This window comes from Agromyces larvae (assembly GCF_022811705.1).
GTDB classification, from domain to species: domain Bacteria; phylum Actinomycetota; class Actinomycetes; order Actinomycetales; family Microbacteriaceae; genus Agromyces; species Agromyces larvae.
This window is the reverse complement of sequence record NZ_CP094528.1, coordinates 1,181,871-1,205,122: the sequence shown is the minus strand read 5'-3', so window position 1 is coordinate 1,205,122 and position 23,252 is coordinate 1,181,871. Positions and strand designations below refer to the sequence as shown.

The following is a 23,252-nucleotide window of genomic DNA, read 5'->3' as shown; positions in this document are numbered from 1 at the left end:
CCGGAAGGAACCCCACATGAGCACTGCCGAAACCGGATCGAGCCGCGTGAAGCGCGGCCTCGCCGAGATGCTGAAGGGCGGGGTCATCATGGACGTCGTCACGCCCGACCAGGCGCGCATCGCCGAGGACGCCGGCGCCGTCGCCGTCATGGCGCTCGAGCGCGTGCCGGCCGACATCCGCGCGCAGGGCGGCGTCGCCCGCATGAGCGACCCCGATCTGATCGAGGCGATCATCGCCGAGGTCTCCATCCCGGTCATGGCCAAGGCCCGCATCGGGCACTTCGTCGAGGCGCAGGTGCTGCAGGCGCTCGACGTCGACTACATCGACGAGTCCGAGGTGCTCTCGCCCGCCGACTACGTCAACCACATCGACAAGTGGCAGTTCACCACGCCGTTCGTGTGCGGTGCGACGAACCTCGGCGAGGCGCTGCGCCGCATCAACGAGGGCGCCGCGATGATCCGCTCCAAGGGCGAGGCCGGCACGGGCGACGTGTCCGAGGCGACCAAGCACATCCGCAAGATCACGAGCGAGATCAACACGCTCCGCTCGATGACCAAAGACGAGCTGTACGTCGCCGCGAAAGAGCTGCAGGCCCCGTACGAGCTGGTCGCCGAGGTCGCCGAGACCGGCAAGCTCCCGGTCGTGCTCTTCACGGCGGGCGGCGTCGCCACCCCGGCGGATGCCGCGATGATGATGCAGCTCGGCGCCGACGGCGTGTTCGTGGGCTCGGGCATCTTCAAGTCGGGCAACCCCGCGCAGCGCGCGGCGGCGATCGTGAAGGCGACCACCTTCCACGACGACCCGAGCGTCATTGCCGAGGTCTCGCGCGGGCTCGGCGAGGCGATGGTCGGCATCAATGTCGGCGACCTGCCCGCACCGCACCGGCTCGCCGAGCGCGGCTGGTGACCACGACGCTGCGCGAAGACGCGCTCGACGCGGGGGAGTCGGCGGCCGCACGTGCCGCCGGCGCACCCCGGGTCGGGGTGCTCGCGCTGCAGGGCGACTTCCGCGAGCACGCGCACGTGCTGTCGGGCCTCGGCGCGGAGATCTCGCTGGTGCGCCGGCCGCAGGATCTCGACGGCATCGACGGCCTGGTCATCCCCGGTGGCGAATCGACCGTGATGGACAAGCTCGCCCGCGCCTACGGGCTCGCCGATCCGCTGCGGGCCGCGATCGCGTCGGGCCTGCCGGTGTACGGCACCTGCGCAGGCCTGATCATGCTCGCCGACACGGTGCTCGACGCGATCGACGGTCAACAGAGCCTCGGCGGCCTCGACGTCGTGGTGCGCCGCAACGCGTTCGGCTCGCAGAACCAGTCGTTCGAGACCGACCTGGACATCCCCGAGCTCGGCGAGCCGCCGGTGCACGCCGTGTTCATCCGCGGGCCGGTCGTCGAATCGGTGGGGTCGGCGGCCACCGCGCTCGCGACCCTGCCCGACGGCCGGGTCGTCGCGGTCTCGCAGGGCAGCCTGCTCGGCACGAGCTTCCACCCCGAGATCACCGGCGAGCACCGATTCCACGAGTACTTCCTGCGGAAGGTGCGGGCACGCGTCGATCAGGGGTGACCCTGATGCCGTCCGAGGCATACATCGCTTCGATGGCGGGTATGACGACACGACTGCCCAGCACCTCCGGGCCGCTTCCCGCGGGTGAGACGGCCGGCTGCGACACCTCGGACATCCTGATCATCCACCGCATCTTCCGGTGGGGGTTCCGCGAAGCGCCGCGGCTCGTTCGCGAGGTGTTCCCGGGCGACACCGATCGCGCGGCGATCGTCGCCGACACCGTCGACCTCATGACCCTCGGCCTGCATGTGCACCACGAGGGCGAGGACGAGGCGATGTGGGATCGCCTCGAGTCCCGGCGTCCGGCCTGCGGCGCCACCGTCGAGCTGATGCGCGAACAGCACCGGGTCGTCGCGGGCCTCCTCGACCGGGTGCCGCCGCTCGTGGCGGCCTGGCGCGCCGACGCGTCCATCGAGTCGGGCGAAGCGCTGGCCGCCGCCCTCGACGACATCGGCGCGACGCTCGGCGTGCACCTCGGCCAGGAGGAGACCGACATCGTGCCCGTTGCCGCCGAGGAGCTCAGCCAGCGCGAGTGGGATGAGATGGCCGAGCACGGCCGCACGCTCATCCCGAAGGATCGCGTGCCCATCCAGCTCGGCCTCATGATCGACGCGGTGCCCGCCACGGATCGCGACGACTGGTCGCGGCGCAACCTGCCGGCGCCGGTGCGGCTGCTCTGGCTCGTGCTGCTCAAGCGCAAGTACACGGCCTGGCAGCGTGCGACGTTCCCGACCGGGATGCCCGCGCTCGTCTGAGCCCGCATCGCGTCCGGCCGCGTCGGGCAATGCAGCGGGCCGTACGCTGACCGCATGACCTCGTTCATCGCGCTGCTGCGCGGCGTCAACGTCAACGGCATCACGATCCGTTCCGCCGAACTGCGCGAGCTGTTCGACGGGCTCGGATTCGAGGGGGCGCGCACGGTGCTCGCGAGCGGGAACGTCGCGTTCGAGAGCCCGCGCACGGATGCCGCCGCGCTGAAGCGCGAGATCGAGGCCGCGCTCGCCGAGCGGTTCGGGTACGACGCGTGGATCGTGCTCACCACCGCCGAGCACGTGCGCGCCGTGATCGACGCGTTCCCGTTCGATGCCGACGACGCGTCGCGCCAGCCGTGGGTGGTGTTCGCATCCGAGGCATCCGTGCTCGACGAACTCGCCCGAGGCGAGGGCCTCGACCCGGCCGTCGACCCGATCGCGCGCGGCGACCGGGTCGTGTACTGGAACCCCGTGAAGGGCACGACGACCGACACGCCGTTCGCGAAGCTCCTGTCGCGGGCGCGTTTCAAGCGGACCACCACGAACCGCAACCTGCGCACCCTGGTCAAACTGGCCGGCTGAGCCCGCCTGGCGCAGCCTCGCCCGGCCCCGCCCGTCGGCCCGGCCGCACGCGGCACCCTGCCCTAGAATGGTTCGCCGGCGGGTGCACCCGCCTCGACAGGATTCAGGAGCAGCATGTCCGGGCATTCCAAGTGGGCGACGACCAAGCACAAGAAGGCCGTCATCGACGCGCGCCGCGCGAAGTCGTTCGCGAAGCTCATCAAGAACATCGAGGTCGCGGCCAAGCTCGGCGGCGCCGACCTGAACGGCAACCCGACCCTGTACGACGCGGTGCAGAAGGCCAAGAAGACGTCGGTGCCGAACGACAACATCGACCGCGCCATCAAGCGCGGCGCCGGCATCGGCGGCGAGGCGGTCGAGTACCAGTCGATCACGTACGAGGCGTACGGCCCGTCGGGCGTCGCGCTCATGGTCGAGGTGTTGACCGACAACAAGAACCGGGCGGCCGCCGAGGTGCGCACGGGCCTCAGCCGCAACGGCGGCACCCTGGCCGACCCCGGTTCGGTCGCGTACAACTTCACCCGCAAGGGCGTCATCGTGGTCTCGGGCGAGGGCACGACGGAGGACGACGTCATGATGGCCGCGCTCGAGGCCGGCGCGGAGGAGATCGAGCCGCACGCGCAGGGCTTCGAGGTCATCACCGACCCGTCCGACCTGGTGAGCGTGCGCAAGGCGCTGCAGGAGGCGGGTCTCGACTACGAGTCGGCCGACATCGAGTTCGTGCCGAACCTGAAGGTCGAGATCGATGCCGACACCGCACGCAAGGTGTTCCGTCTCATCGACGCGCTGGAGGACAGCGACGACGTGCAGAACGTGTACTCGAACTTCGACCTGACCCCCGAGGTGCAGGCCGAACTCGAGGCGGAGTAGGCCGGTCGCCGTGCGGGTGCTCGGCGTCGACCCGGGGCTCACCCGCTGCGGTGTGGGCGTGGTCGACGTCGCGCCCGATCGCACCGCGACGCTCGTCGACGTCGTCGTGCTGCGCTCGCCGACGGACCTGTCGATCGAGCGGCGGTTGCGCCGCATCGCCGACGGACTCGAGGCGGTGTTCGACGAGCATCGACCGCAGGCGGTCGCGCTCGAACGGGTCTTCGCGAGATCGGATGTCTCGACCATCATGGGCACGGCGCAGATCTCGGGGGTGGCGATGCTCATCGCGGCTCGGCGCGAACTGCCCGTCGCCCTGCACACGCCGAGCGAGGTGAAGGCCGCGATCACGGGGTACGGGCGGGCGGACAAGAAGCAGGTCGGCACGATGGTCGCGCGCATCCTCGGCCTCGACGCGATGCCCAAGCCGGCCGACGCGGCCGATGCGCTCGCCCTCGCGATCTGCCACGCGTGGCGCACCGGCGGCGTCGCGGGCGAGGCGGTTCGGGATGCGGCATCGATCGGGCGCGTCGAGGCGGATGCTCCGGGGCTGACGCCGGCGCAGCGTGCGTGGATCGCCGCGGAGCGCTCCGCGGCCGTGTCGGGGGCCGCCCGTAGGCTGAGGGAGTGATCTCCTCACTTCGCGGGCGGGTGCTCGCCGCGGCCGGCAGTTCCGTCGTCATCGACGTCGGCGGCGTCGGCTTCCACGTCAACACCACGCCCGCGCTCGCGCTCGCGAGCCGCGAGGGCGCCGAGCTCACGGTGCACACGTCGCTCGTCGTGCGCGACGACTCGCTCACGCTGTTCGGGTTCGCGACCCGCGACGAGCTCGACGTGTTCGAACTGCTCATCGGCGTCACCGGCGTCGGGCCGAAGTCGGCGCTCGGCGTGCTGTCGGCGCTCTCGCCCGACCAGATCGCCGAAGCGGTGCACGCCGAGCACGATGCGGCGTTCCGCAAGGTCAGCGGCATCGGGCCGAAGACGGCGAAGCTGATCGTGCTCTCGCTCGCGGGCAAGCTCGCCCCGCCCACCGCGTCCCGACCCTCCGCCGCGCCCGTCGCGACGGGGGGAGTGGCCGACAGCGTGCTCGCCGCGCTCACCGGGCTCGGGTGGAGCGAGAAGCTCGCCGCCGATGCGGTCGAGCAGACCCTCGCCGAGGCATCCGAGGCCGACGCGACCTCCGTGCCCGCACTGCTGCGTCTCGCGCTCGGCCGGCTCGGCCCGGCCCAGTCCGTCGGGAGGGCGCGATGACCGACGGCGCCGACGACCTCGATCTCACCGATCCGGCGCTCGCGTCCGAAGCCGAGCTCGCGTTCGAGGGCGCGTTGCGCCCGCGCAGTCTCGGCGAGTTCGTCGGGCAGTCCCGGGTTCGGGGGCAGTTGCAGCTGCTCCTGTCCGCCGCCGCGCTCCAGCAGCGCACGCCCGATCACATCCTGCTCGCGGGCCCGCCCGGGCTCGGCAAGACGACCCTGGCGATGATCGTCGCCCACGAGGGCGGGCGACCGCTGCGCATGTCGAGCGGGCCCGCCATCCAGCACGCCGGCGACCTCGCCGCGATCCTCTCGTCGCTGGTGCCCGGCGAGGTCCTGTTCATCGATGAGATCCACCGCATGGCGCGCTCCGCCGAAGAGATGCTGTACCTCGCGATGGAGGACTTCCGCATCGACATCATGGTGGGCAAGGGCGCCGGCGCGACGAGCGTGCCGCTCGATCTCGCACCCTTCACGCTCGTCGGCGCGACCACGCGCGCAGGCCTGCTGCCGAATCCGCTGCGCGACCGCTTCGGGTTCACCGCGCACCTCGAGTTCTACGACGAGGCCGAACTCGAGCAGGTGCTCGCCCGCGCGGCGGGCATGCTCGGGCTCGCGATCGACCGCGAGGCGGTCGCCGAGATCGCCGGCCGTTGCCGCGGAACACCGCGGATCGCGAACCGGCTGCTGCGGCGGGTCCGCGACTACACGCTCGTGCACTCGGGCGGGTCCGAGCGCGCTCGCGCCGACCTCGCGGGCGTGCGGGCGGCGCTCGAACTCTACGACGTCGATGCGCTCGGGCTCGACCGGCTCGACCGCGCCGTCATGGAGACGATCCTCACGCGCTTCGACGGCGGCCCCGTGGGGCTGAACACGTTGGCCGTCTCCGTCGGCGAAGAGGCCGAGACCATCGAGGCGGTCGTCGAGCCGTTCCTCGTGCGCATCGGCCTGCTGACGCGCACGCCCCGCGGCCGTGTCGCGACTCCCGCCGCGTGGCGGCATTTCGGGCGTCAGCCCGCGACATCCGCGGTCGAAGCCGCCCTTCCGCTCGATGACCTATAATCCGTAGAGGCTCCGGCCCGTCCCGCTTTCAACTCCGTGCGCCAGCGCGCGCACATCGGAAGGTCTCCCCTCATGCAATTCGGCCCGTTCGAAATCATCATGCTCGCCGTGCTGGCGGTCCTGATCTTCTTCATGTTCCGCAACTCGCGCAAGCGCCAGGCCGAGGCCCGCGAGCTCCAGTCCAAGGTGCAGCCGGGTGCGAAGGTGATGACCAACTTCGGCGTCTTCGGCACCATCCTCTCGATGGACGAGGAAGAGAACCAGGTGCTCGTCGAGACCACGCCCGGCACGGTGCTCACCGTGCACCGGCAGACGGTCGCGCGCGTCGTCGAGCCTGCCGAGTCCGTCGACGACGACGAGCCCGCGGCGGCCCTCGAGGGCGAGCCCGAGTTCGGCGAGCGCCTCGAGTCGCCCGTCGACGAGACGCCCGACGCCAAGAAGTCCGACGACTAGGCACCCCCACTCCATCGAGGCTCCGCCCGCGCGATGACGCGCGGGCTCCTGCAGAGAAAGCAGAACCGTGGCTGCACCCAAGAAGCGGTCGTCCCGACCGACGCCGGTCCGCAAGGCCTGGCGCTCCCTCACGTGGCTCGGCGTCATCATCGCCGGCCTCTTCGCGATCAACGCCGCCGGCGTGATCTGGGGCGGGGGATCGTGGACTCCGAAGCTCGCGCTCGACCTCGAGGGCGGCACCGAGATCATCCTCGCGCCGCAGCTCGAAGAGGGGCAGACCGCGTCGCAGGAGCAGCTCGACCAGGCGGTGTCGATCATCCGACAGCGCATCGACGCGTCGGGCGTGTCCGAGTCCGAGATCAACACCGAGGGCTCGAACGTCGTCGTCCGCATCCCCGGCGAACTCGACGACCAGACCCGCAGCCGCATCCAGCAGTCGTCGAAGCTCGAGCTGCGGCCCGTCCTGCTCGCGAGCGGTGCGACGACGAGCGAGGCGGCCTCGCCGACCGAGACCGCCGCCCCCGAGGAAGAGCTCGAGGCAACGCCCACCGTCGAGCCCACCGACGGCAGCGACCTCAACTGGGTCACCCCGGCGCTGCAGAACCAGTTCGACACGTTCGACTGCTCCAGCCTCGACGACGGCGACACCAGCGCGGCTCCCGCCGGTGAGCCCCTCGTCACGTGCGACCAGAGCCGCGCGGTCAAGTACCTGCTCGGTCCGGTCGAGGTGAGCGGCGCGAACATCGTCGACGCCACGAACGGCACCGTCCAGACCTCGACCGGCGCGAACACGGGGCAGTGGGCGGTCAACATCGTCTTCGACGACGAGGGCACTCAGGACTTCGCGAAGGTGTCGACCCGGTTGTACGGCCTGTCCGGCGAGTCGCCGCGCGACCAGTTCGCGTTCGTGCTCGACGGCGCGGTGCTGTCCGCGCCGTCGATGAACGGGATCATCACCGACGGCCGGCCGCAGATCACCGGCAGCTTCGACCAGGAGACGTCGAAGGCGCTGGCCGATCAGCTGAAGTTCGGCGCGCTGCCGATCAGCTTCACGGTGCAGTCCTCCGACACGATCGCGCCGACCCTCGGCACGGCTCAGCTGCAGGCGGGCCTCATCGCCGGCCTCATCGGCCTCATCCTGGTCGTGATCTACACGGTGTTCCAGTACCGCGCCCTGGCCTCGGTCACGATCGCATCGCTGGTGATCGCGGGCATCATCACGTACCTGATGATCACGATCCTCTCCTGGCGCGAGGGGTACCGTCTCTCGCTCGCGGGGGTCGCGGGCCTGATCGTCGCGATCGGCTTCACCGCCGACTCGTTCATCATCTACTTCGAACGTGTGAGAGACGAGCTGCGCGACGGGAGGCCGCTCGTCGGCGCCGTCGAAGCCGGCTGGAAGCGGGCGTTCCGCACGGTGCTCGCCTCGAAGGGCGTCAACCTGCTCGCGGCCATCGTGCTGTTCATCCTCGCGGTCGGCAGCGTGAAGGGCTTCGCGTACACACTCGGCCTCACGACCGTGATCGACGTGGTGATCGTGATCCTGTTCACGCACCCCATGCTGCAGCTGCTCGCCCAGACCCGGTTCTTCTCGAGCGGCAACCCGTGGTCGGGGCTCGACCCGAACGCGCTGGGCGCCGTGTACCGCGGACGCGCCGAGTTCCGCAAGCCGAGCACCGTGCCGGCCCGCAAGGTCGCCTCGAGCTCGAAGGAGGCGCAGAAGCGCCAGACGATCGCCGAGCGGAAAGCGGCGGCCGCTGTCGGCGCCGGCTCCGACGAGGGCAAGGAGTCCTGATGGCAAGCCGCATCACCCAGTTCGGCAACGACCTCTACACGGGCAAGCGCTCGTTCAACTTCGTCGGCGGCCGCAAGAAGTGGTACGCGATCGCGATCGCGCTCATCGTCGTCACCATCGCCATCCCGCTGGTGCGGGGCGTGAACTTCAGCATCGAGTTCCGCGGCGGTTCGCAGTTCCAGATCGCCGGCGTCGAGAACGCCGAGACGCAGCCCGCGATCGACGCGGTGCACTCGGTCGTCCCCGACACCGAAGTGCGGGTCACGATCGTGGGCGGCGACGGCGTGCGCGTGCAGACCGACCAGCTCGAGCAGGCCGAATCGCTCGAGGTGAGCTCGGCCCTCGCCGAGGCGTACGATGTGCCGATCTCCGAGGTCACCTCGACCTTCATCGGCCCGAGCTGGGGCGCCGACGTCACCCGTCAGGCGATCGTCGGCCTGATCGCCTTCGTGCTGCTGGCGGCGCTCGTGATGGCGTTGTACTTCCGCACCTGGAAGATGTCGCTCGCGGCGATCATCGCGCTGCTCGGCGATCTGGTCGTCACCGTCGGCATCTACGCGAGCGTCGGATTCGAGATCTCGCCGGCGGCGATGATCGGCATCCTGACGATCCTCAGCTACTCGCTGTACGACACCGTCGTGGTGTTCGACAAGATCCGCGAGAACACCGCCGAAGACGGCGAGGAATCGCGTCGCACCTTCGCCGAGTCGGTCAACCTCGCGGTCAACCAGACCCTCGTGCGGTCGATCAACACGAGCGTCGTCGCGGCGCTGCCGGTCGCGGCGATCCTGTTCATCGGCGCCGGTGCGCTCGGAGCCGACACGCTGCGCGACATCTCGCTCGCGCTGCTCATCGGCATCCTCGTCGGCACCTGGTCGACGGTCTTCATCGCGGCGCCGATGTACTCGCAGTTCCGCGAGGGCGAGCCGAAGATCCGCCGTCACGACGAGAAGGTGCTGAAGGAGCGCGGGCGCGCGGGCGCCGAGGCGCGCGAGGCGGTCGCCGCCGGATGACGTCGGCCTGCTGCGCCTCTCGACCCGTGCGATCGGCCCTCCGCCAGGAGCGGCGATAATGGAACGCGGGAGGTGCGGCGGGTGACCGAGACCACGGGGATCAACCAGACGGCGTCACTGCGCCGCCTCGTGCCGAGGATCTTCTCCAAGGCGCAGCCGTCGGGCGCGGTCGACACGTTGCTGCGCACGGTTCGGATGCACCATCCGAAGGCCGACCTCGGGCTGGTGGAGCGGGCGTACCAGGTCGCCGACCGTGCTCATACCGGCCAGCAGCGCAAGAGCGGCGAGCCGTACATCACGCACCCCATCGCGGTCGCCCAGATCCTCGCCGACCTCGGCATCGGCTCCAAGACGGTCGCGGCGGCCCTGCTGCACGACACGGTCGAAGACACCGACTACACGCTCGACCAGCTGCGGGCCGACTTCGGCGACGAGATCGCGATGCTCGTCGACGGTGTCACGAAGCTCGACAAGGTCAAGTACGGCGACTCGACCCAGGCCGAGACCGTCCGCAAGATGATCGTCGCGATGTCGAAGGACATCCGCGTGCTCATCATCAAGCTCGCCGACCGCCTGCACAATGCGCGCACATGGGGCTTCGTGCCCGCCGCGAACGCGGCCCGCAAGGCGACCGAGACCCTCGAGATCTATGCCCCGCTCGCACACCGGCTCGGCATCCAGACCATCAAGTGGGAGCTCGAGGATCTCTCGTTCGCGGTGCTCTACCCCAAGCTCTACGCCGAGATCGAAAGCCTCGTGAAGCAGCGCACGCCGCAGCGCGAAGAGTACGTGCAGTCCGTGATCGACCTGGTCGGCGACGACCTCAAGCAGGCGAAGATCCGCGGCAAGGTCGTCGGCCGGCCGAAGCAGTACTACTCGATCTACCAGAAGATGATCGTGCGCGGCCGCGAGTTCGACGAGATCTACGACCTCGTCGGCATCCGCGTGCTCGTCAACTCGGTGCGCGACTGCTACGCGGTGCTCGGCGCCATCCATGCCCGGTGGACTCCGGTGCCGGGCAGGTTCAAGGACTACATCGCGACCCCGAAGTTCAACCTCTATCAGTCGCTGCACACGACGGTGATCGGCCCGAAGGGCCGCGCGGTCGAGATCCAGATCCGCACCCATGACATGCACCAGCGGGCCGAGTACGGCGTCGCCGCGCACTGGAAGTACAAAGAGCGCATGAACAGCGGCCGCACGGACGATCGGTCGGCGGCGACCGAGACCGACATGGCGTGGCTCGCCCACATCTCGGACTGGCAGGCCGAGACGAGCGATCCGGGGGAGTTCCTCGACTCGCTGCGCTTCGAGATCGGTGCGAAAGAGGTCTACGTCTTCACGCCGAAGGGTCGCGTGATCGGCCTGCCGGCCGGCGCGACCCCGGTCGACTTCGCGTACGCGGTGCACACCGAGGTCGGGCACCGAACGATGGGGGCGAAGGTCAACGGCCGGCTGGTACCGCTCGAGAGCGTCCTCTCCAGTGGCGACGTGGTCGAGGTGTTCACCTCGAAGAACCCCGACTCGGGCCCCAGCCAGGACTGGCTGACGTTCGTCAAGAGCCCCCGCGCGCGCAACAAGATCCGGCAGTGGTTCACCAAGGAGCGCCGGGACGAGGCCATCGAGCACGGCCGGGACGCGATCGCCCGGGCGATGCGCAAGCAGAACCTGCCCTTGCAGAAGCTGATGAGCCAGGAGTCGTTCGCCGAGGTCGCCGCGCAGCTGCGCTACGACGACGTCTCATCGCTCTACGCGGCGGTCGGCGAGGGGCACGTCTCGACGCAGTCGGTGCTCGAGAAGGTCGTGGCGCTCGTGCGCGACGTCGCCGAGGTCGACGAGCCCGAGATCAGCATCCCGACCAGGGCCCGCGCGCTGCCGCGCACGAGCGACTCGGGGGTGCTGGTGCGCGGGGCGCCCGACATCCTCGTGAAGCTCGCTCGCTGCTGCACCCCCGTCCCCGGCGACGAGATCGTCGGGTTCATCACCCGCGGTTCGGGGGTGTCGGTGCACCAGGCCGGATGCCACAACGTGCAGTCGCTGATGCGCGAACCCGAGCGCATGATCGACGTCGAGTGGGCACCGAGCTCGAAGAGCGTGTTCCTGGTGCAGATCCAGATCGAGGCGCTCGATCGGTCGGGGCTGCTGTCGGATGTGACCCGCGTGCTGAGCGAGCACCACGTCAACATCCTCTCGGCGAACGTGTCGACGTCGACCGATCGGCTCGCGCTCAGCCGGTTCGTGTTCGAGATGGGCGATACCACCCACCTCGACCGGGTGCTGAACGCGGTGCGCCGGATCGACGCCGTGTACGACGTCTACCGCGTCTCCGACGGCTGACGCATCGCGGTCACCGCGATGGCGCGCGCTGTCGCGAGCCGTTCGAGGGCGCGGACCTTGCCGGGGAGGCGGAACGCCGACCTGAGCCGGTCCTCGGCCTCGTCGGCGAGCTCGGCGTCGGTCTGCAGCAGCGCGGCGGCGGCGCGGATCGCGGCCCGTTCGTCGACCCCGGTGTCGCGTGCGAGGTCGAGCACGGTACGCACCGGGCGAGTGCAGCGGATGAGCCCGGCGACCGTGATGATCTCGTCGTCGTCGATGGCGACTTCGCGTACCGAGAAGTCGCGTGCCACCCGTTGGGCGATGCGAGCGCGCATCGGCACGCAGAACTGCGGGGGGTCGGGTGGGGCGACGAGCGCGCCCAGCAGCCACGCCGCCGAACGCCGTTCGACGATGAGGTCGCGGTCGGCGCGACGGGCGAGCACCTCGGCGCGCAGCCCGATCAGGTCGGGTTCGTCGATCGGCACCCAGCCGTCGCCGAACGGCATGAGTTCGCCGTCGATGCGCGCGGCGCAGAGCTCGGGGAGGGGGAGATCGGCGGTGCCGAGGACGGAGGGAAGTCGGGCCATCAGCCCATGGTGGAGGATGCGCCGCGCCGAATGCGCCGATGCGGACCGCCTGTGGACGGCGGCCCGCATCGCGACGGTTGGGGAGGAGCGCTCAGCCCCCGACGGCTTTGAGCCAGGCGCGGCGGGCGTCGAGCGCCTCGCGAGCCGCGGCGGCCGCTTTCGCATCGCCACGGGCCTCGGCATCGGCCAGGTCGGACTCGAGCTTGGCGATGGCGTCGGTGAGCTGGCCGAGCATGCCCTCGGAACGGGCCTTCTTCTCGGGGTCCTCGCGCTCCCAGCGGGCATCCTCGAGGCCGCGGACGTGGGACTCGATCTTGCGCAGCCGGTCCTCGACGACCCGGATCTGGTCGCGCGGCACTCGGCCGATCTCGTCCCAGCGGTCCTGGAAGCGGGTGAGTGCGGCGCGTGCCGCCTTCGGGTCGGTCTGCTTCAGCAGCGGCTCGGCCTCGTCGAGGAGCGCGAGCTTCTGCTCGAGGTTGGCGCGGTACGCCTCGTCCTCGATGGCGTCGGCCTCGGCCTTCGCCTGGAAGAGCACATCGCCCGCAGCCTTGAACTTCGCCCACAGTGCGTCGTCGAGCTTCTTGCCCGCCCGGCCGGCCAGCTTCCATTCGTCGAGCAGCGCGCGGTACTCGGGGATCGCGTCGGCACCGCGCGGCGCGAGCGCCTCGGCCCGCTCGATCAGCCGCTGCTTGCGGGCCCGGACATCGCGGTGCGCGGCGTCGAGCTCGGCGAAGAACGCCTTGCGGTGGTGCTCGATCGTGGAGCGTGCGGCACGGAACCGCTTCCAGAGCTCGTTCGCGTCGCCCTTCGGCAGCCGGGGGCCGTCCTGCTGGTGGCGCTGCCAGCGGGTGAACAGCTCGTCGAGCTGCGCCGACGTCTGCTTCCACTGGGTCTTCGCCGGATCCTGGGCGGCGAGCGTCTCGGCCGCCTCCACGATCGCGGTGCGCTCGGCGAGCGCCTCGGCGACGGCGGCCTTGGCCTCGGCCTGCTGCTGCTCGGTGAGTTCGGCGGTGGTGCCCGACAGGGCTTCGAGGCGACGCGAGAGGGAGTCGAGGTCGCCGACCGCGTTGGCGCCTGCGACCGCGGTCTGCAGGTGGGCGACGGCCTTCGCCACGTCGGCGGCGGGAGCGCCGCGTCGTACGCGCTGCTCGAGCAGGTTCACCTGCCCGGCGAGGTCGGCGTACTTGCGCTCGAAGTAGGCGAGCGCCTCCTCGGGGGAGCCGTCGGGGAACTGGCCGACCTCGCGTTCGCCGTCGTTCGTGCGCACGAAGACGGTGCCCGTCTCGTCGACGCGGCCCCACGGTTGCTGGTCTGAATCGGTCACGGCTTCACCCTGTCGTGGTCGGATGCCGCGGTCATCGCGGCGGCGTTGTGCCCGACCAGCCTATTGCACAGCCGGGGGCGCGTCGGCGGGGTTGCCGCCGGACGCGCAGGGCGCTCACTGCACGGTGAAGCCCGTGATGAGCACCTCCGTCGCGGGTGCGCCGTCGGTGCTGCCGTCGGCCGTGCCGCCGGCGACGACGCCGCTGATGAGCTGGTCGAGCCCGCTCGTGACCCGCCCGATCACCGAGTACCCGCCGGTATCGGTGGGCAGGGTCGAATCCTGGTAGACGATGAAGAACTGGCTGCCCTGGCTGTACGCGCTGGCGGAGCGAGCCATGGCGATGGTGCCGGCGGGGTAGAGCCCGTCGGCCGGCGCGTTCTCGATCGGGCCGTACGAGTAGCCGGGGCCGCCCGTGCCGTCGCCGGTGGGGTCGCCGCACTGCAGCACGTAGATGCCGTCGGTGGTGAGGCGATGGCAGCTGACGCCGTCGTAGAACCCCGACTGGGCGAGTGCGATCTCGCTGGAGACCGCCTGCGGCGCGGCGGCGCCGTCGAGCTCGATGCCGAGCGGGATGTCGTTGAGGGTGAGCGTGCCCGTCCAGGTGCGCCCCTCGGCGATGTCGGCGGAGGGGACGTCGCCCTGGTTCTCGCCCTCGGGGGCCGGCGTCTCGGTGGGCTCGGCGGTCGGCGGTGTGCTGGGCTCGGCCTCGGGGGTGCCCGGCCCGCCGTTGAAGTAGAAGAGCTGCGCGGCCGTGGCGATGACGAGCACGACGACGAGGACGCCCCCGGCGATCAGGTTGTCGCGCACGCGACGACGCTGCTTCCTGGCGTGCACCTCCTGACGGGCCTGGTAGGTGCGCAGCCGCGCTCGTTCCTCACGGGCCTGCCGGTCGCTCTGTGCCACGGTGCTCCTTCTTGCGGAATCCTGCCAGCAGACTCTACTTAAGGCCCGCCCGCCGGGCCAATCCTGCGTCGTACCGCGAACACCGCGCCGGGCGGTGTCGGCGGGCGCGGTTACGCTGATGGCATGGTTCAGCACGGTCAGGGGCTGCGCTCGGGCGCCACCCCGCTCGCCGTGCGGATGCGCCCCACCAGCCTCGACGAGGTCGCCGGTCAGCGGCACCTGCTCGGCCCGGGGTCGCCGCTCGTCGCGCTCGCGAGCGACCGCGCCGGCACGAGCGGGTCGGTGTCGGTCATCCTGTGGGGTCCGCCGGGCACCGGCAAGACGACCCTCGCCCAGGCGATCGCCCGGTCGTCGGGCCGCAAGTTCGTCGAGCTCTCGGCGGTGACGGCCGGCGTCCGCGACGTCCGCCAGGTGATGGAGGAGGCGCAGGCGTCGCGCGACCTGTACGGCCTCTCGACGGTGCTCTTCCTGGACGAGATCCACCGGTTCACGAAGGCCCAGCAGGACGCGCTGCTCCCGGGGGTCGAGAACGGCTGGGTGATCCTGGTCGCCGCCACCACCGAGAACCCGTCGTTCTCGGTCATCTCGCCGCTGCTGTCGCGGTCGTTGCTGCTCACCCTCGAGCCGCTCTCCGACGACGACCTCGGTATGCTCGTCGATCGCGCGCTGGTCGATCCGCGCGGGCTGGCCGGCGCCGTCGACCTCGATCCCGAGGCGCGGCGGGCGATCGTGCGGCTCGCGTCGGGCGACGCGCGTCGGGCGCTCACCGCGCTCGAGGCCGCCGCGGTCTCGGCCGCCGGCGAGGCGGCCGCCGCGTCCGGTGCGGCGGATGCGGCGGATGCTCCGGCTGGAACGGATGCGGGCGAGACGCATGCCACGGGCGAGACGGATGCCACGGGCGAGACGGATGCCACGGGCGAGACGGGCGCCTCGGGCGCCTCGGGCGCGACCGAAGATCCGGATGCCGCGGCCGGCGCCGGCGGCGGAGCATCCGATGCCGAAGCATCCGATACCCACGCGATGGCGCCCGCCCGCCCGCTCATCACGCCCGAAACCGTCGCGCGCGCGGTGGACCGCGCGCTGCTGCGCTACGACCGCGACGGCGACGAGCACTACGACGTGATCAGCGCCTTCATCAAGAGCGTGCGGGGCAGCGACGTCGACGCCGCACTGCACTACCTCGCACGCATGATCGAGGCCGGCGAAGACCCGCGGTTCATCGCTCGGCGCATCATCGTGCTCGCCTCCGAGGACATCGGCATGGCCGACCCGACCGCGCTCGGCGTCGCGGTCGCGGCGGCGCAGGCGGTGCAGCTCATCGGCATGCCCGAGGGGCGCATTCCGCTCGCGCAGGCGGTGGTGCATCTCGCCACCGCGCCGAAGTCGAACGCGGCGTACCTCGGCATCGATCGCGCGATCTCCGACGTGCGCGAGGGGCGTCTCGGCCGGGTGCCGAAGCACCTGCGCGACGCGCACTACCCGGGCGCGAAGCGCCTCGGCCACGGCAAGGGGTACCGCTACCCCCACGACGACGCGATCGGTGTCGTGCCGCAGCAGTACCTGCCCGACCCGCTGCGCGACGCGACCTACTACCAGCCGACCGAACACGGCAACGAACGCGAGATCTCGGCGCGGCTCGCGAAGCTGCGGCGCATCGTGCGCGGGCGCGATTGAGCCCGGCACGGGCCGTTCGGGGCCGCGTGGTACGATGGTCGCTGGCCTGAAGCCTGAATCCTGCGTGCGGCTGCGCGGGTTCGACGGCGAATGGGTGCGATCTGTAGCCGATCGGCCCTTGGCGAATCCCTCTGACACAGACTTCCGGTGCGCCACGCACCGGAGTTCCACTTGAGATTCTTCCGAAAGGACATTCGTGTCGAACCGCGCACGTAGCAAGACCCGACTCTCCCGCGCGCTCGGCGTGGCCCTCACCCCGAAGGCCGCCCGCATCATGGAGAAGCGCCCGTACGGCCCCGGCGAGCACGGCCGCACCAAGCGCAAGGCCGACAGCGACTACGCCGTCCGCCTCCGCGAGAAGCAGCGCCTCCGCGCCCAGTACAACATCGGCGAGAAGCAGCTCCGCATCGCCTACAACGAGGCCAAGCGCATCGACGGCCAGACCGGTGAGAACCTGGTCGAGCTGCTCGAGATGCGTCTCGACGCCCTCGTGCTGCGTGCCGGCTTCGCCCGCACCATCTCGCAGGCGCGCCAGTTCGTGGTGCACCGCCACATCCTCGTCGACGGCAAGATCGTCGACCGCCCCTCGTTCCGCGTGAAGCCGGGCCAGCACATCGGCGTCAAGCAGCGCTCCGAGGGCACCGAGCCCTTCCAGGTCGCCGCGGCCGGCGGTCACGTCGACGTGCTGCCCAAGACCCCGGGCTACCTCGAGGTCGAGCTCGACCGCCTGCAGGCGACCCTCGTGCGTCGCCCGAAGCGCGCCGAGGTCCCCGTGACCTGTGACGTGCAGCTCGTCGTCGAGTACTACGCCGCTCGCTGACGCATCCGCGTCGAGCACGCAGGGGTCGCGGTTTCCCACCCGCGGCCCCTGCGTCGTCTTCGGCGCCCGCCGCCGCGGCCGCGCCGGGCGAGACTAGACTGATCCGAGGCCCGTGCCGACGCCGGGCGTGATCGATCAGGGAGCTTCCGTGAAGAGCGTGCTGTGGTTCATCGCCGGTGTCGCCGCCGGCTTCGTCGTCGCCCACCAGGTCAACCGCACCACGAGCGGTCGCGAGTTCTTCTCGTCGATCGACGCGAAGGCCAGGGCGTTCGGCAACGCGATCGCCGAGGGGTACCACGAGCGCGACGCCGAGCTCCGCGCCGACGGGTCCGCCTCGCACTGACGCGCCACGCACCGACCCACCGCGTCGGCTCAGAACCATCCGCGCCCTTCGGGCGCCGAACCCCGGAACGGAACCATGCAGACCGCCGAGATCAGCCGCCGCTACCTCGACTTCTTCGCCCAGCGCGGCCACACCATCGTGCCGTCGGCGTCGCTCGTCTCCGACGACCCGACGCTGCTGTTCACGGTCGCCGGCATGGTGCCGTTCGTGCCGTACCTCACGGGCACCGTGCCGGCGCCGTACCCGCGTGCGGCCGACGTGCAGAAGTGCATCCGCACCAACGACATCGAAGAGGTCGGCAAGACCGCCCGCCACGGCACGTTCTTCCAGATGCTCGGCAACTGGTCGTTCGGCGACTACTTCAAGGAAGGCGCGATCGAGTACGCGTGGGAGCTGCTCACGAGCCCCGAGTCGTCCGGCGGGCTCGGCTTCGCCGAACGCGACCTGTGGGTCACGGTCTACGAGACCGATGACGAGGCCGCGGCGCTGTGGCAGAAGATCGCCGGGCTTCCGGCCGAGCGCATCCAGCGGATGGGCAAGTCCGACAACTACTGGCACACCGGCCAGCCCGGCCCCGGCGGCCCCTGCTCCGAGATCTACTTCGACCGCGGTCCGAAGTACGGCCGCGACGGCGGCCCCGCGGTCGACGACGACCGGTTCACCGAGATCTGGAACCTCGTGTTCATGCAGGAGCTGATCGCGAACGTCACCTCGAAGGTCGACTTCGACGTGGTGGGCTCGCTGCCCAAGAAGAACATCGACACCGGCATGGGCCTCGAGCGCGTCGCCTTCATCAAGCAGGGCGTCGAGAACATGTACGAGATCGACCAGGTGCGCCCGGTGCTCGACCGCGCGTCCGAACTCTCGGGGCGGCGCTACGGCGCCGACCACGAAGACGACGTGCGCATGCGCATCATCGCCGACCACGTCCGCTCGTCGCTGATGCTGATGGGCGACGGTGTGACGCCGTCGAACGAGGGTCGCGGGTACATCCTGCGACGGCTCCTGCGCCGGAGCATCCGTGCCATGCGACTGCTCGGCGTCGACGGGCCCACCTTCCACGACCTGTTCGCCGCGTCCCGCGACGCCATGAAGACGGCGTACCCCGAGGTCGACCGCGGCTACGCGCACATCGAGCAGCTCGCCCTCGGCGAGGAGGAGACGTTCCTGCGCACGCTCGCGGGCGGCACCACCATCCTCGACCTCGCGGTGCAGAAGACGAAGGATGCGGGCCGCGCCGAGCTGGCGGGCGACACCGCCTTCCTCCTGCACGACACCTACGGGTTCCCGATCGAGCTCACGCTCGAGATGGCCGACGAGGCGGGCCTCGCGGTCGACCGTGCGGCGTTCGACGCGCTGATGTCCGATCAGCGCGCCAGGGCGAAGGCCGATGCGAAGTCGAAGAAGAAGGTCCTCGCCGACCTGTCGGTCTACGGCGAGTTCCGCGCCAAGGGCGAGACGATCTTCACCGGCTACACCGACCTCACCACCGAGACCTCGGTGCTCGGCATCCTCGTCGACGGGGCTCCCGCGCAGCGCGCCGTGGCGGGGCAGACGGCCGAGGTGATCCTCGCCGAGACGTCGCTCTACGCCGAGTCCGGCGGTCAGGCGCCCGACCAGGGCACGATCGTCGGCGACGGGTTCGAACTCGAGGTGCTCGACGTGCAGAAGCCCGTCGCGGGCCTCATCTCGCACACCGTGAAGGTCGTGCGCGGCGAGGTCGGCGCGGGCGCCGCGGCGACCACGGTCGTCGACGCCGACTACCGGCGCGGGGCGACCCAGGCGCACTCGGGCACGCACCTCGTGCACGCCGCGCTGCGCCAGGTGCTCGGCCCCAACGCGCACCAGTCGGGGTCGTTCAACAAGGCCGGCTACCTGCGGCTCGACTACGGCTGGAACAAGACGCTCTCGCCCGAGACCCGCAGCGAGATCGAGGAGATCTCGAACAACGCGATCCGCGACAACCTCGAAGTGCTCACGCGCGAGATGCCGCTCGACGAGGCGCGCGAACTCGGCGCGATGGCGCTGTTCGGCGAGAAGTACGGCGACGTCGTGCGCGTGGTCGACATCGGCGGCCCCTGGTCGCGCGAGCTCTGCGCCGGCACGCACGTATCCACGAGTGCCGAGGTCGGCATGATCAACATCATCGGCGAGTCCTCGGTCGGCGCGTCGAACCGCCGCGTGGAGTCCCTCGTCGGGCTCGAGGCGTTCCGGCAGTTCGCCGCCGAGCGCGCGCTCGTGCAGCAGCTCACGCAGAACCTGAAGACGCGGCCCGACCAGCTCGTCGACCGCGTCGGCGACCTCGTGCAGAGCCTGAAGACCGCCGAGAAGAAGATCCAGGCGTTCGAGGCGCGTGCGCTCAGCGACCGCGTGCCGGCGCTGGCGGCGAACGCCGCCCGGGTCGGCGAGGTGCTGCTCGTGGCCGAGCACGTCGGCACTCTCGGCTCCGGCGACGATCTGCGTTCGCTGGCGACCGCGGTGCGGGCGCGGCTCGGCGACGTGGCATCCGTGGTCGCGCTCACGGCCGAGGTCGGCGGCAAGCCGCTCGCGATCGTGGCGACCTCGCCCGCGGCGCGCGACGCCGGCGCGAACGCGGGCGCGCTCGCCAAGCGCATGGCGGGCGTGCTCGGCGGCGGCGGCGGCGGCAAGCCCGATCTCGCGCAGGGCGGCGGCACCGACGTGTCGGCCGCGCCCGCGGCGCTCGAGGCGGTGCGCGGCGAACTCGCGCACTGAGACGTGGTCGGTGCGATGCGCCAGGGAGTGAGACTCGGCATCGACGTGGGGCGTGCGCGCATCGGCGTCGCCCGCAGCGATGCCGGCGCGATCCTCGCGGTGCCCGTCGAGACGGTGGCTCGGGTCGCCGAGGGGGCGGCGGATGCCGATGCCGACGTGCGTCGGATCCTCGAGCTCGCCGACGAGTACGGCGCGTTCGAGTTGGTGGTCGGCAACCCGCTCGCGCTCTCGGGTCGGGCGACCGCGTCGACCGATGACGCGATCGCCTTCGCGGGGCGACTGGCCCGGGGGTCCGATCTGCCGGTGCGGCTCGTCGACGAACGCTTGTCGACCGTGAGCGCGCAACGCGATCTGCGCGCGGCGGGGCGACCCGCCAAACGGCAGCGTTCCGTCGTCGATCAGGCCGCAGCCGTTATCATTTTGCAACATGCCATCGACGCGGAGCGTGCGTCGGGCAACGCACCGGGCCGGCTGGTCCCGGCCGACGAAGGGCCCCCACCCACGTGACCCACCTTCCCCCCGACCCCGATGCGGCCGGCGATGGCATCGCCGCCGACTGGCAGGCGCTGCTCGCGGGAGGTGCGCCGCCGCAACGACCGGCGGCGCGGGGCCGCGCGTCGTCGGGCGGCGGGCAGACCGGCGGCAGGCAGGCCGACGGCATGCTCGGTGCTCCGCGCGCACCGCGTCCCGGCGGTGCGGGACCGAGCATCGGGTCAGCGCCGACGCCGCCCGGTGACGGGTCTGCGCCGCAGCGCCCCGCCGCGTCGACGCCGCCGCCCGCCGGCGCGCCCGGCGCGCCCGGCGCATCCGGTGCCGACCCCGGTGCGCCGAGCGGCCGACCGTTGACACGCCGCGAGGCCCGTGAAGCCGAGCGTCGGCGCGAGGCCGAGCTGCACGGCGCAGCACAGGAGGAACCGGCGGCCGAGCAGTGGCCGGCCGAGCCGGTGCCCGACGAGCAGTGGCCCGCTGAGCCCGTGCCCGACGAGAAGTGGCCCGCTGAGCCGGTGCAGGCCGAGCAGTGGCCCGCCGAGCCGGTGCCCGACGAGCAGTGGCCGGCCGACCCGGCCGAGCACTCGGGTGCGCCCGATGCCTGGGCGACCGAGGAGGCGGACCCGTTCGCCGCGGTCCTCGCCGCCGACACCGTCGTCCGACCGAATGCCGACCCCCGGGCCGAGTCCGGCTTCCCGTTCGCGGTGGAGCCGGCCGCGCCGACGACCGGCCGGCCGAGCCGTGCCGAGCGCCGCGAGATGGCCGCGGTCGACGAACTGCACGCGCTCCACGACGAGCCGAACACGCCGAAGCGACGCCGGCGCGGTGCATGGGGCTGCCTCATCGCGCTGCTGGTGGTGGCGGCGCTGGGTGCCGGTGCGTGGTTCGCCTTGCAGGGTCCGATCACGGCGATCATCGAGCGCTTCCAGCCCGCCGCCGACTACTCGGGGCAGGGCACGGGCGAGGTGCTGTTCTCGATCGAGGACGGAGACACCGGCACGTCGATCGCCGCCCGGCTCGTGGAGGAGGACATCGTGGCCTCGGAGGAGGCGTTCCTCGAGGCCATCGCAGCGCAGGGCGAGGCGCCGACCTTCTATCCGGGCGTCTATCGAATGGCGCAGCAGATGAGTGCGAAGGCGGCGCTGGACGCGCTGCTCGACGAAACCAACCGCATGGAGAACACGGTGCGGTTCCGCGAGGGCGCCTGGGCTCGGGACGTGCTGGCCGAGGCTTCCGCCATGCTCGACATGCCGATCGAGGACCTCGAGGCCGCGGCGGCCGATCCGCAGGCGCTCGGCCTCCCGGCCGAGGCGACCAGCGTCGAGGGGTTCCTCTTCCCGGCGGTCTACACGTTCGACCCCGGCGTCACCGCGCAGGAGGTCGTGCAGACCATGGTCGACCGCGCGCTCCAGGAGTACGACGCGGCCGGCGTCGCGCCCGAGGACCGGCTGCGCGTGGCCACCATCGCGTCGTTGGTCGAACGCGAGGGCCTGCCGCAGGACTTCGGCAAGGTGTCCCGCGTCATCCAGAACCGGCTCGACCAGGGCATGCTGCTGCAGTTCGACTCGACCGTGCACTACGGTCTCGGCGACGACTCGGTCGTCACGACCACCGACGCCGAGCGCGAGGACGCGTCGAACCCGTTCAACACGTATGTGCACGCCGGCCTGCCGCCGGGACCGATCGGCAACCCCGGTGCGGCTGCGATCCAGGCCGCGCTGAACCCCGAGCCGGGGGAGTGGCTCTACTTCGTCACTGTGAACCCCGACACGGGCGAGACGATCTTCACGAACACGATCGAAGAGCACGAGGCCGCGGCCGAGCAGTTCTACCAGTGGCTCGAGGACCACCCCGACGATGGGGACTGAACCGCAGCCCGGGCACGGCGACGTGCGGCTCGCCGTCCTCGGCTCGCCGATCGCGCACTCGAAGAGCCCGCTGCTGCACGCCGCCGCGTACCGCGCGCTCGGCCTCGACTGGGAGTACACCGCGATCGAGGTCGACGAACGCGGCCTGGCCGGGTTCCTCGACTCGTGCGACGCGAGCTGGCGGGGCCTGTCGCTGACGTTCCCGTTGAAGCACGAGGTGCTGGGGCTGGTCGACGAGCTCGACCGGGTGGCCGTCCTGGCGGGCGCCGCGAACACGGTCCGGTTCGCCGACGGGCGTCGACTCGGGTTCAACACCGATGTCGGCGGCATCGTGAACTCGCTGCGCGAGCAGGACGTCGCATCCGTCGACCGCGCTGCGATCGTCGGGGCCGGCGCGACGGCCGCGTCGGCGCTCATCGCGATCGCCGATCTGGGCGGGCGCGCCGTGGACGTCTACCTGCGCACGCCCGGGAAGGCGGCCGGGCTGGTCGCGCTCGGCGAGCGGCTGGAGGTCGCGGTGCGCGCGCATCCGATCACGGCGCTGTCGGATGCCTCGGGCGGAACCCAGCTCGTGATCGCGACGCTGCCCGGCGGCACCGATCCGGGGGTCGAGGCGTCCGTTGCGCTCCGACGGGACGCGTTCCTGCTCGACGTCGTCTACGGGCACTGGCCGACCGCGCTCGCGTCGCAGTGGCTCGAGGCGGGCGGCCGGGTCGCCGACGGCCTCGGGATGCTGCTGCATCAGGCGCTGCTCCAGGTGCGGGTGTTCGCGCACGGGTCGCCCGGGGTTCCGCTCGACGGCGAGGCGCGCGTGCTCGCCGCGATGCGCGCGGCGCTCGTCTGAGGCATCCGCAC

General features: G+C 71.2%; 22 protein-coding genes. 19 read left to right on the top strand and 3 right to left on the bottom strand.

Annotation, left to right across the window (positions count from 1 at the left end; translation table 11 throughout):
* Window positions 1-16 precede the first annotated feature (16 nt).
* The 12 genes from pdxS (at window position 17) to MTO99_RS05515 (ending at window position 11,677) form a co-directional block, all read left to right on the top strand.
* Complete coding sequence (gene pdxS, locus MTO99_RS05570) at window positions 17-907, top strand: pyridoxal 5'-phosphate synthase lyase subunit PdxS (RefSeq protein WP_243557650.1); 891 nt, start codon at window positions 17-19, stop codon at window positions 905-907.
* Between the two features lie 8 nt (window positions 908-915).
* Window positions 916-1,566, top strand: coding sequence for a pyridoxal 5'-phosphate synthase glutaminase subunit PdxT (gene pdxT, locus MTO99_RS05565; RefSeq protein WP_243558971.1), 651 nt, complete (start codon window positions 916-918; stop codon window positions 1,564-1,566).
* A gap of 41 nt (window positions 1,567-1,607) precedes the next feature.
* On the top strand, window positions 1,608-2,321 hold the full coding sequence (locus tag MTO99_RS05560) for a hemerythrin domain-containing protein (RefSeq protein WP_243557648.1): 714 nt from the start codon (window positions 1,608-1,610) through the stop codon (window positions 2,319-2,321).
* A gap of 54 nt (window positions 2,322-2,375) precedes the next feature.
* A complete protein-coding gene (locus MTO99_RS05555; RefSeq protein WP_243557647.1) occupies window positions 2,376-2,900 on the top strand; it encodes a DUF1697 domain-containing protein in 525 nt (174 codons plus the stop codon).
* A 114-nt stretch (window positions 2,901-3,014) separates the two neighbouring features.
* Window positions 3,015-3,770 carry a YebC/PmpR family DNA-binding transcriptional regulator gene (locus tag MTO99_RS05550; RefSeq protein WP_243557646.1) on the top strand — a complete coding sequence of 252 codons (756 nt, stop codon included), beginning with the start codon at window positions 3,015-3,017 and terminating at the stop codon, window positions 3,768-3,770.
* Window positions 3,771-3,780: 10 nt separating this feature from the next.
* A complete protein-coding gene (ruvC, locus tag MTO99_RS05545; protein ID WP_243557645.1) occupies window positions 3,781-4,398 on the top strand; it encodes a crossover junction endodeoxyribonuclease RuvC in 618 nt (205 codons plus the stop codon).
* Window positions 4,395-5,018 (top strand): Holliday junction branch migration protein RuvA, encoded by a 624-nt coding sequence (gene ruvA / locus MTO99_RS05540; RefSeq protein WP_243557644.1) that lies wholly within the window; start codon window positions 4,395-4,397, stop codon window positions 5,016-5,018. Before ruvC ends, ruvA begins: the two co-directional genes overlap by 4 nt.
* Complete coding sequence (gene ruvB, locus MTO99_RS05535) at window positions 5,015-6,079, top strand: Holliday junction branch migration DNA helicase RuvB (RefSeq protein ID WP_243557643.1); 1,065 nt, start codon at window positions 5,015-5,017, stop codon at window positions 6,077-6,079. The genes ruvA and ruvB overlap by 4 nt, the downstream gene beginning before the upstream one ends.
* A gap of 72 nt (window positions 6,080-6,151) precedes the next feature.
* Window positions 6,152-6,532, top strand: coding sequence for a preprotein translocase subunit YajC (gene yajC, locus MTO99_RS05530; RefSeq protein WP_243557642.1), 381 nt, complete (start codon window positions 6,152-6,154; stop codon window positions 6,530-6,532).
* Window positions 6,533-6,599: 67 nt separating this feature from the next.
* Entirely contained in the window at window positions 6,600-8,327 is a 1,728-nt protein-coding gene (secD, locus tag MTO99_RS05525; protein WP_243557641.1) for a protein translocase subunit SecD, read from the top strand.
* A complete protein-coding gene (gene secF, locus MTO99_RS05520) occupies window positions 8,327-9,340 on the top strand; it encodes a protein translocase subunit SecF (protein ID WP_243557640.1) in 1,014 nt (337 codons plus the stop codon). Before secD ends, secF begins: the two co-directional genes overlap by 1 nt.
* A gap of 81 nt (window positions 9,341-9,421) precedes the next feature.
* A complete protein-coding gene (locus MTO99_RS05515; RefSeq protein WP_290428400.1) occupies window positions 9,422-11,677 on the top strand; it encodes a RelA/SpoT family protein in 2,256 nt (751 codons plus the stop codon).
* Here MTO99_RS05515 and MTO99_RS05510 read toward each other — a convergent pair.
* The 3 genes from MTO99_RS05510 to MTO99_RS05500 form a co-directional block, all read right to left on the bottom strand.
* The gene (locus MTO99_RS05510; RefSeq protein WP_243557639.1) at window positions 11,656-12,243 is read right to left on the bottom strand and encodes a type IV toxin-antitoxin system AbiEi family antitoxin; all 588 of its coding nucleotides are present in this window, start codon (window positions 12,241-12,243) and stop codon (window positions 11,656-11,658) included. The genes MTO99_RS05515 and MTO99_RS05510 overlap by 22 nt on opposite strands.
* Window positions 12,244-12,334: 91 nt before the next feature.
* Window positions 12,335-13,567: a DUF349 domain-containing protein gene (locus tag MTO99_RS05505; RefSeq protein ID WP_243557638.1), complete on the bottom strand. Its 1,233-nt coding sequence runs from the start codon at window positions 13,565-13,567 to the stop codon at window positions 12,335-12,337.
* A 114-nt stretch (window positions 13,568-13,681) separates the two neighbouring features.
* Entirely contained in the window at window positions 13,682-14,470 is a 789-nt protein-coding gene (locus MTO99_RS05500) for a peptidylprolyl isomerase (protein ID WP_243557637.1), read from the bottom strand.
* Window positions 14,471-14,593: 123 nt separating this feature from the next.
* Here MTO99_RS05500 and MTO99_RS05495 point away from each other — a divergent pair, with 123 nt between their 5' ends.
* The 7 genes from MTO99_RS05495 to MTO99_RS05465 all read left to right on the top strand — a co-directional run bounded on the left by MTO99_RS05495 (window position 14,594) and on the right by MTO99_RS05465 (window position 23,241).
* A complete protein-coding gene (locus MTO99_RS05495) occupies window positions 14,594-16,144 on the top strand; it encodes a replication-associated recombination protein A (protein ID WP_243557636.1) in 1,551 nt (516 codons plus the stop codon).
* Window positions 16,145-16,340: 196 nt separating this feature from the next.
* Entirely contained in the window at window positions 16,341-16,964 is a 624-nt protein-coding gene (gene rpsD, locus MTO99_RS05490) for a 30S ribosomal protein S4 (RefSeq protein WP_243557635.1), read from the top strand.
* A gap of 148 nt (window positions 16,965-17,112) precedes the next feature.
* Window positions 17,113-17,307, top strand: a complete 195-nt coding sequence (locus MTO99_RS05485) for a hypothetical protein (protein ID WP_243557634.1) — start codon at window positions 17,113-17,115, stop codon at window positions 17,305-17,307.
* 75 nt (window positions 17,308-17,382) lie between these two features.
* A complete protein-coding gene (alaS, locus tag MTO99_RS05480) occupies window positions 17,383-20,040 on the top strand; it encodes an alanine--tRNA ligase (RefSeq protein ID WP_243557633.1) in 2,658 nt (885 codons plus the stop codon).
* Window positions 20,041-20,055: 15 nt separating this feature from the next.
* On the top strand, window positions 20,056-20,547 hold the full coding sequence (gene ruvX / locus MTO99_RS05475) for a Holliday junction resolvase RuvX (protein ID WP_243557632.1): 492 nt from the start codon (window positions 20,056-20,058) through the stop codon (window positions 20,545-20,547).
* Window positions 20,544-22,397, top strand: a complete 1,854-nt coding sequence (gene mltG, locus MTO99_RS05470) for an endolytic transglycosylase MltG (protein ID WP_243557631.1) — start codon at window positions 20,544-20,546, stop codon at window positions 22,395-22,397. The genes ruvX and mltG overlap by 4 nt, the downstream gene beginning before the upstream one ends.
* Window positions 22,387-23,241 carry a shikimate dehydrogenase gene (locus MTO99_RS05465; RefSeq protein WP_243557630.1) on the top strand — a complete coding sequence of 285 codons (855 nt, stop codon included), beginning with the start codon at window positions 22,387-22,389 and terminating at the stop codon, window positions 23,239-23,241. The genes mltG and MTO99_RS05465 overlap by 11 nt, the downstream gene beginning before the upstream one ends.
* Window positions 23,242-23,252 lie beyond the last annotated feature (11 nt).

Coding starts and splice junctions, on each gene's coding strand:
- secF (WP_243557640.1), top strand. CDS start 8,327: ATGGCAAGCCGCATCACCCAGTTCGGCAACGACCTCTACACGGGCAAG.
- MTO99_RS05465 (WP_243557630.1), top strand. CDS start 22,387: ATGGGGACTGAACCGCAGCCCGGGCACGGCGACGTGCGGCTCGCCGTC.
- MTO99_RS05510 (WP_243557639.1), bottom strand. CDS start 12,243: ATGGCCCGACTTCCCTCCGTCCTCGGCACCGCCGATCTCCCCCTCCCC.
- MTO99_RS05550 (WP_243557646.1), top strand. CDS start 3,015: ATGTCCGGGCATTCCAAGTGGGCGACGACCAAGCACAAGAAGGCCGTC.
- alaS (WP_243557633.1), top strand. CDS start 17,383: ATGCAGACCGCCGAGATCAGCCGCCGCTACCTCGACTTCTTCGCCCAG.
- pdxS (WP_243557650.1), top strand. CDS start 17: ATGAGCACTGCCGAAACCGGATCGAGCCGCGTGAAGCGCGGCCTCGCC.
- yajC (WP_243557642.1), top strand. CDS start 6,152: ATGCAATTCGGCCCGTTCGAAATCATCATGCTCGCCGTGCTGGCGGTC.
- ruvX (WP_243557632.1), top strand. CDS start 20,056: ATGCGCCAGGGAGTGAGACTCGGCATCGACGTGGGGCGTGCGCGCATC.
- MTO99_RS05560 (WP_243557648.1), top strand. CDS start 1,608: ATGACGACACGACTGCCCAGCACCTCCGGGCCGCTTCCCGCGGGTGAG.
- MTO99_RS05555 (WP_243557647.1), top strand. CDS start 2,376: ATGACCTCGTTCATCGCGCTGCTGCGCGGCGTCAACGTCAACGGCATC.
- MTO99_RS05495 (WP_243557636.1), top strand. CDS start 14,594: ATGGTTCAGCACGGTCAGGGGCTGCGCTCGGGCGCCACCCCGCTCGCC.
- ruvB (WP_243557643.1), top strand. CDS start 5,015: ATGACCGACGGCGCCGACGACCTCGATCTCACCGATCCGGCGCTCGCG.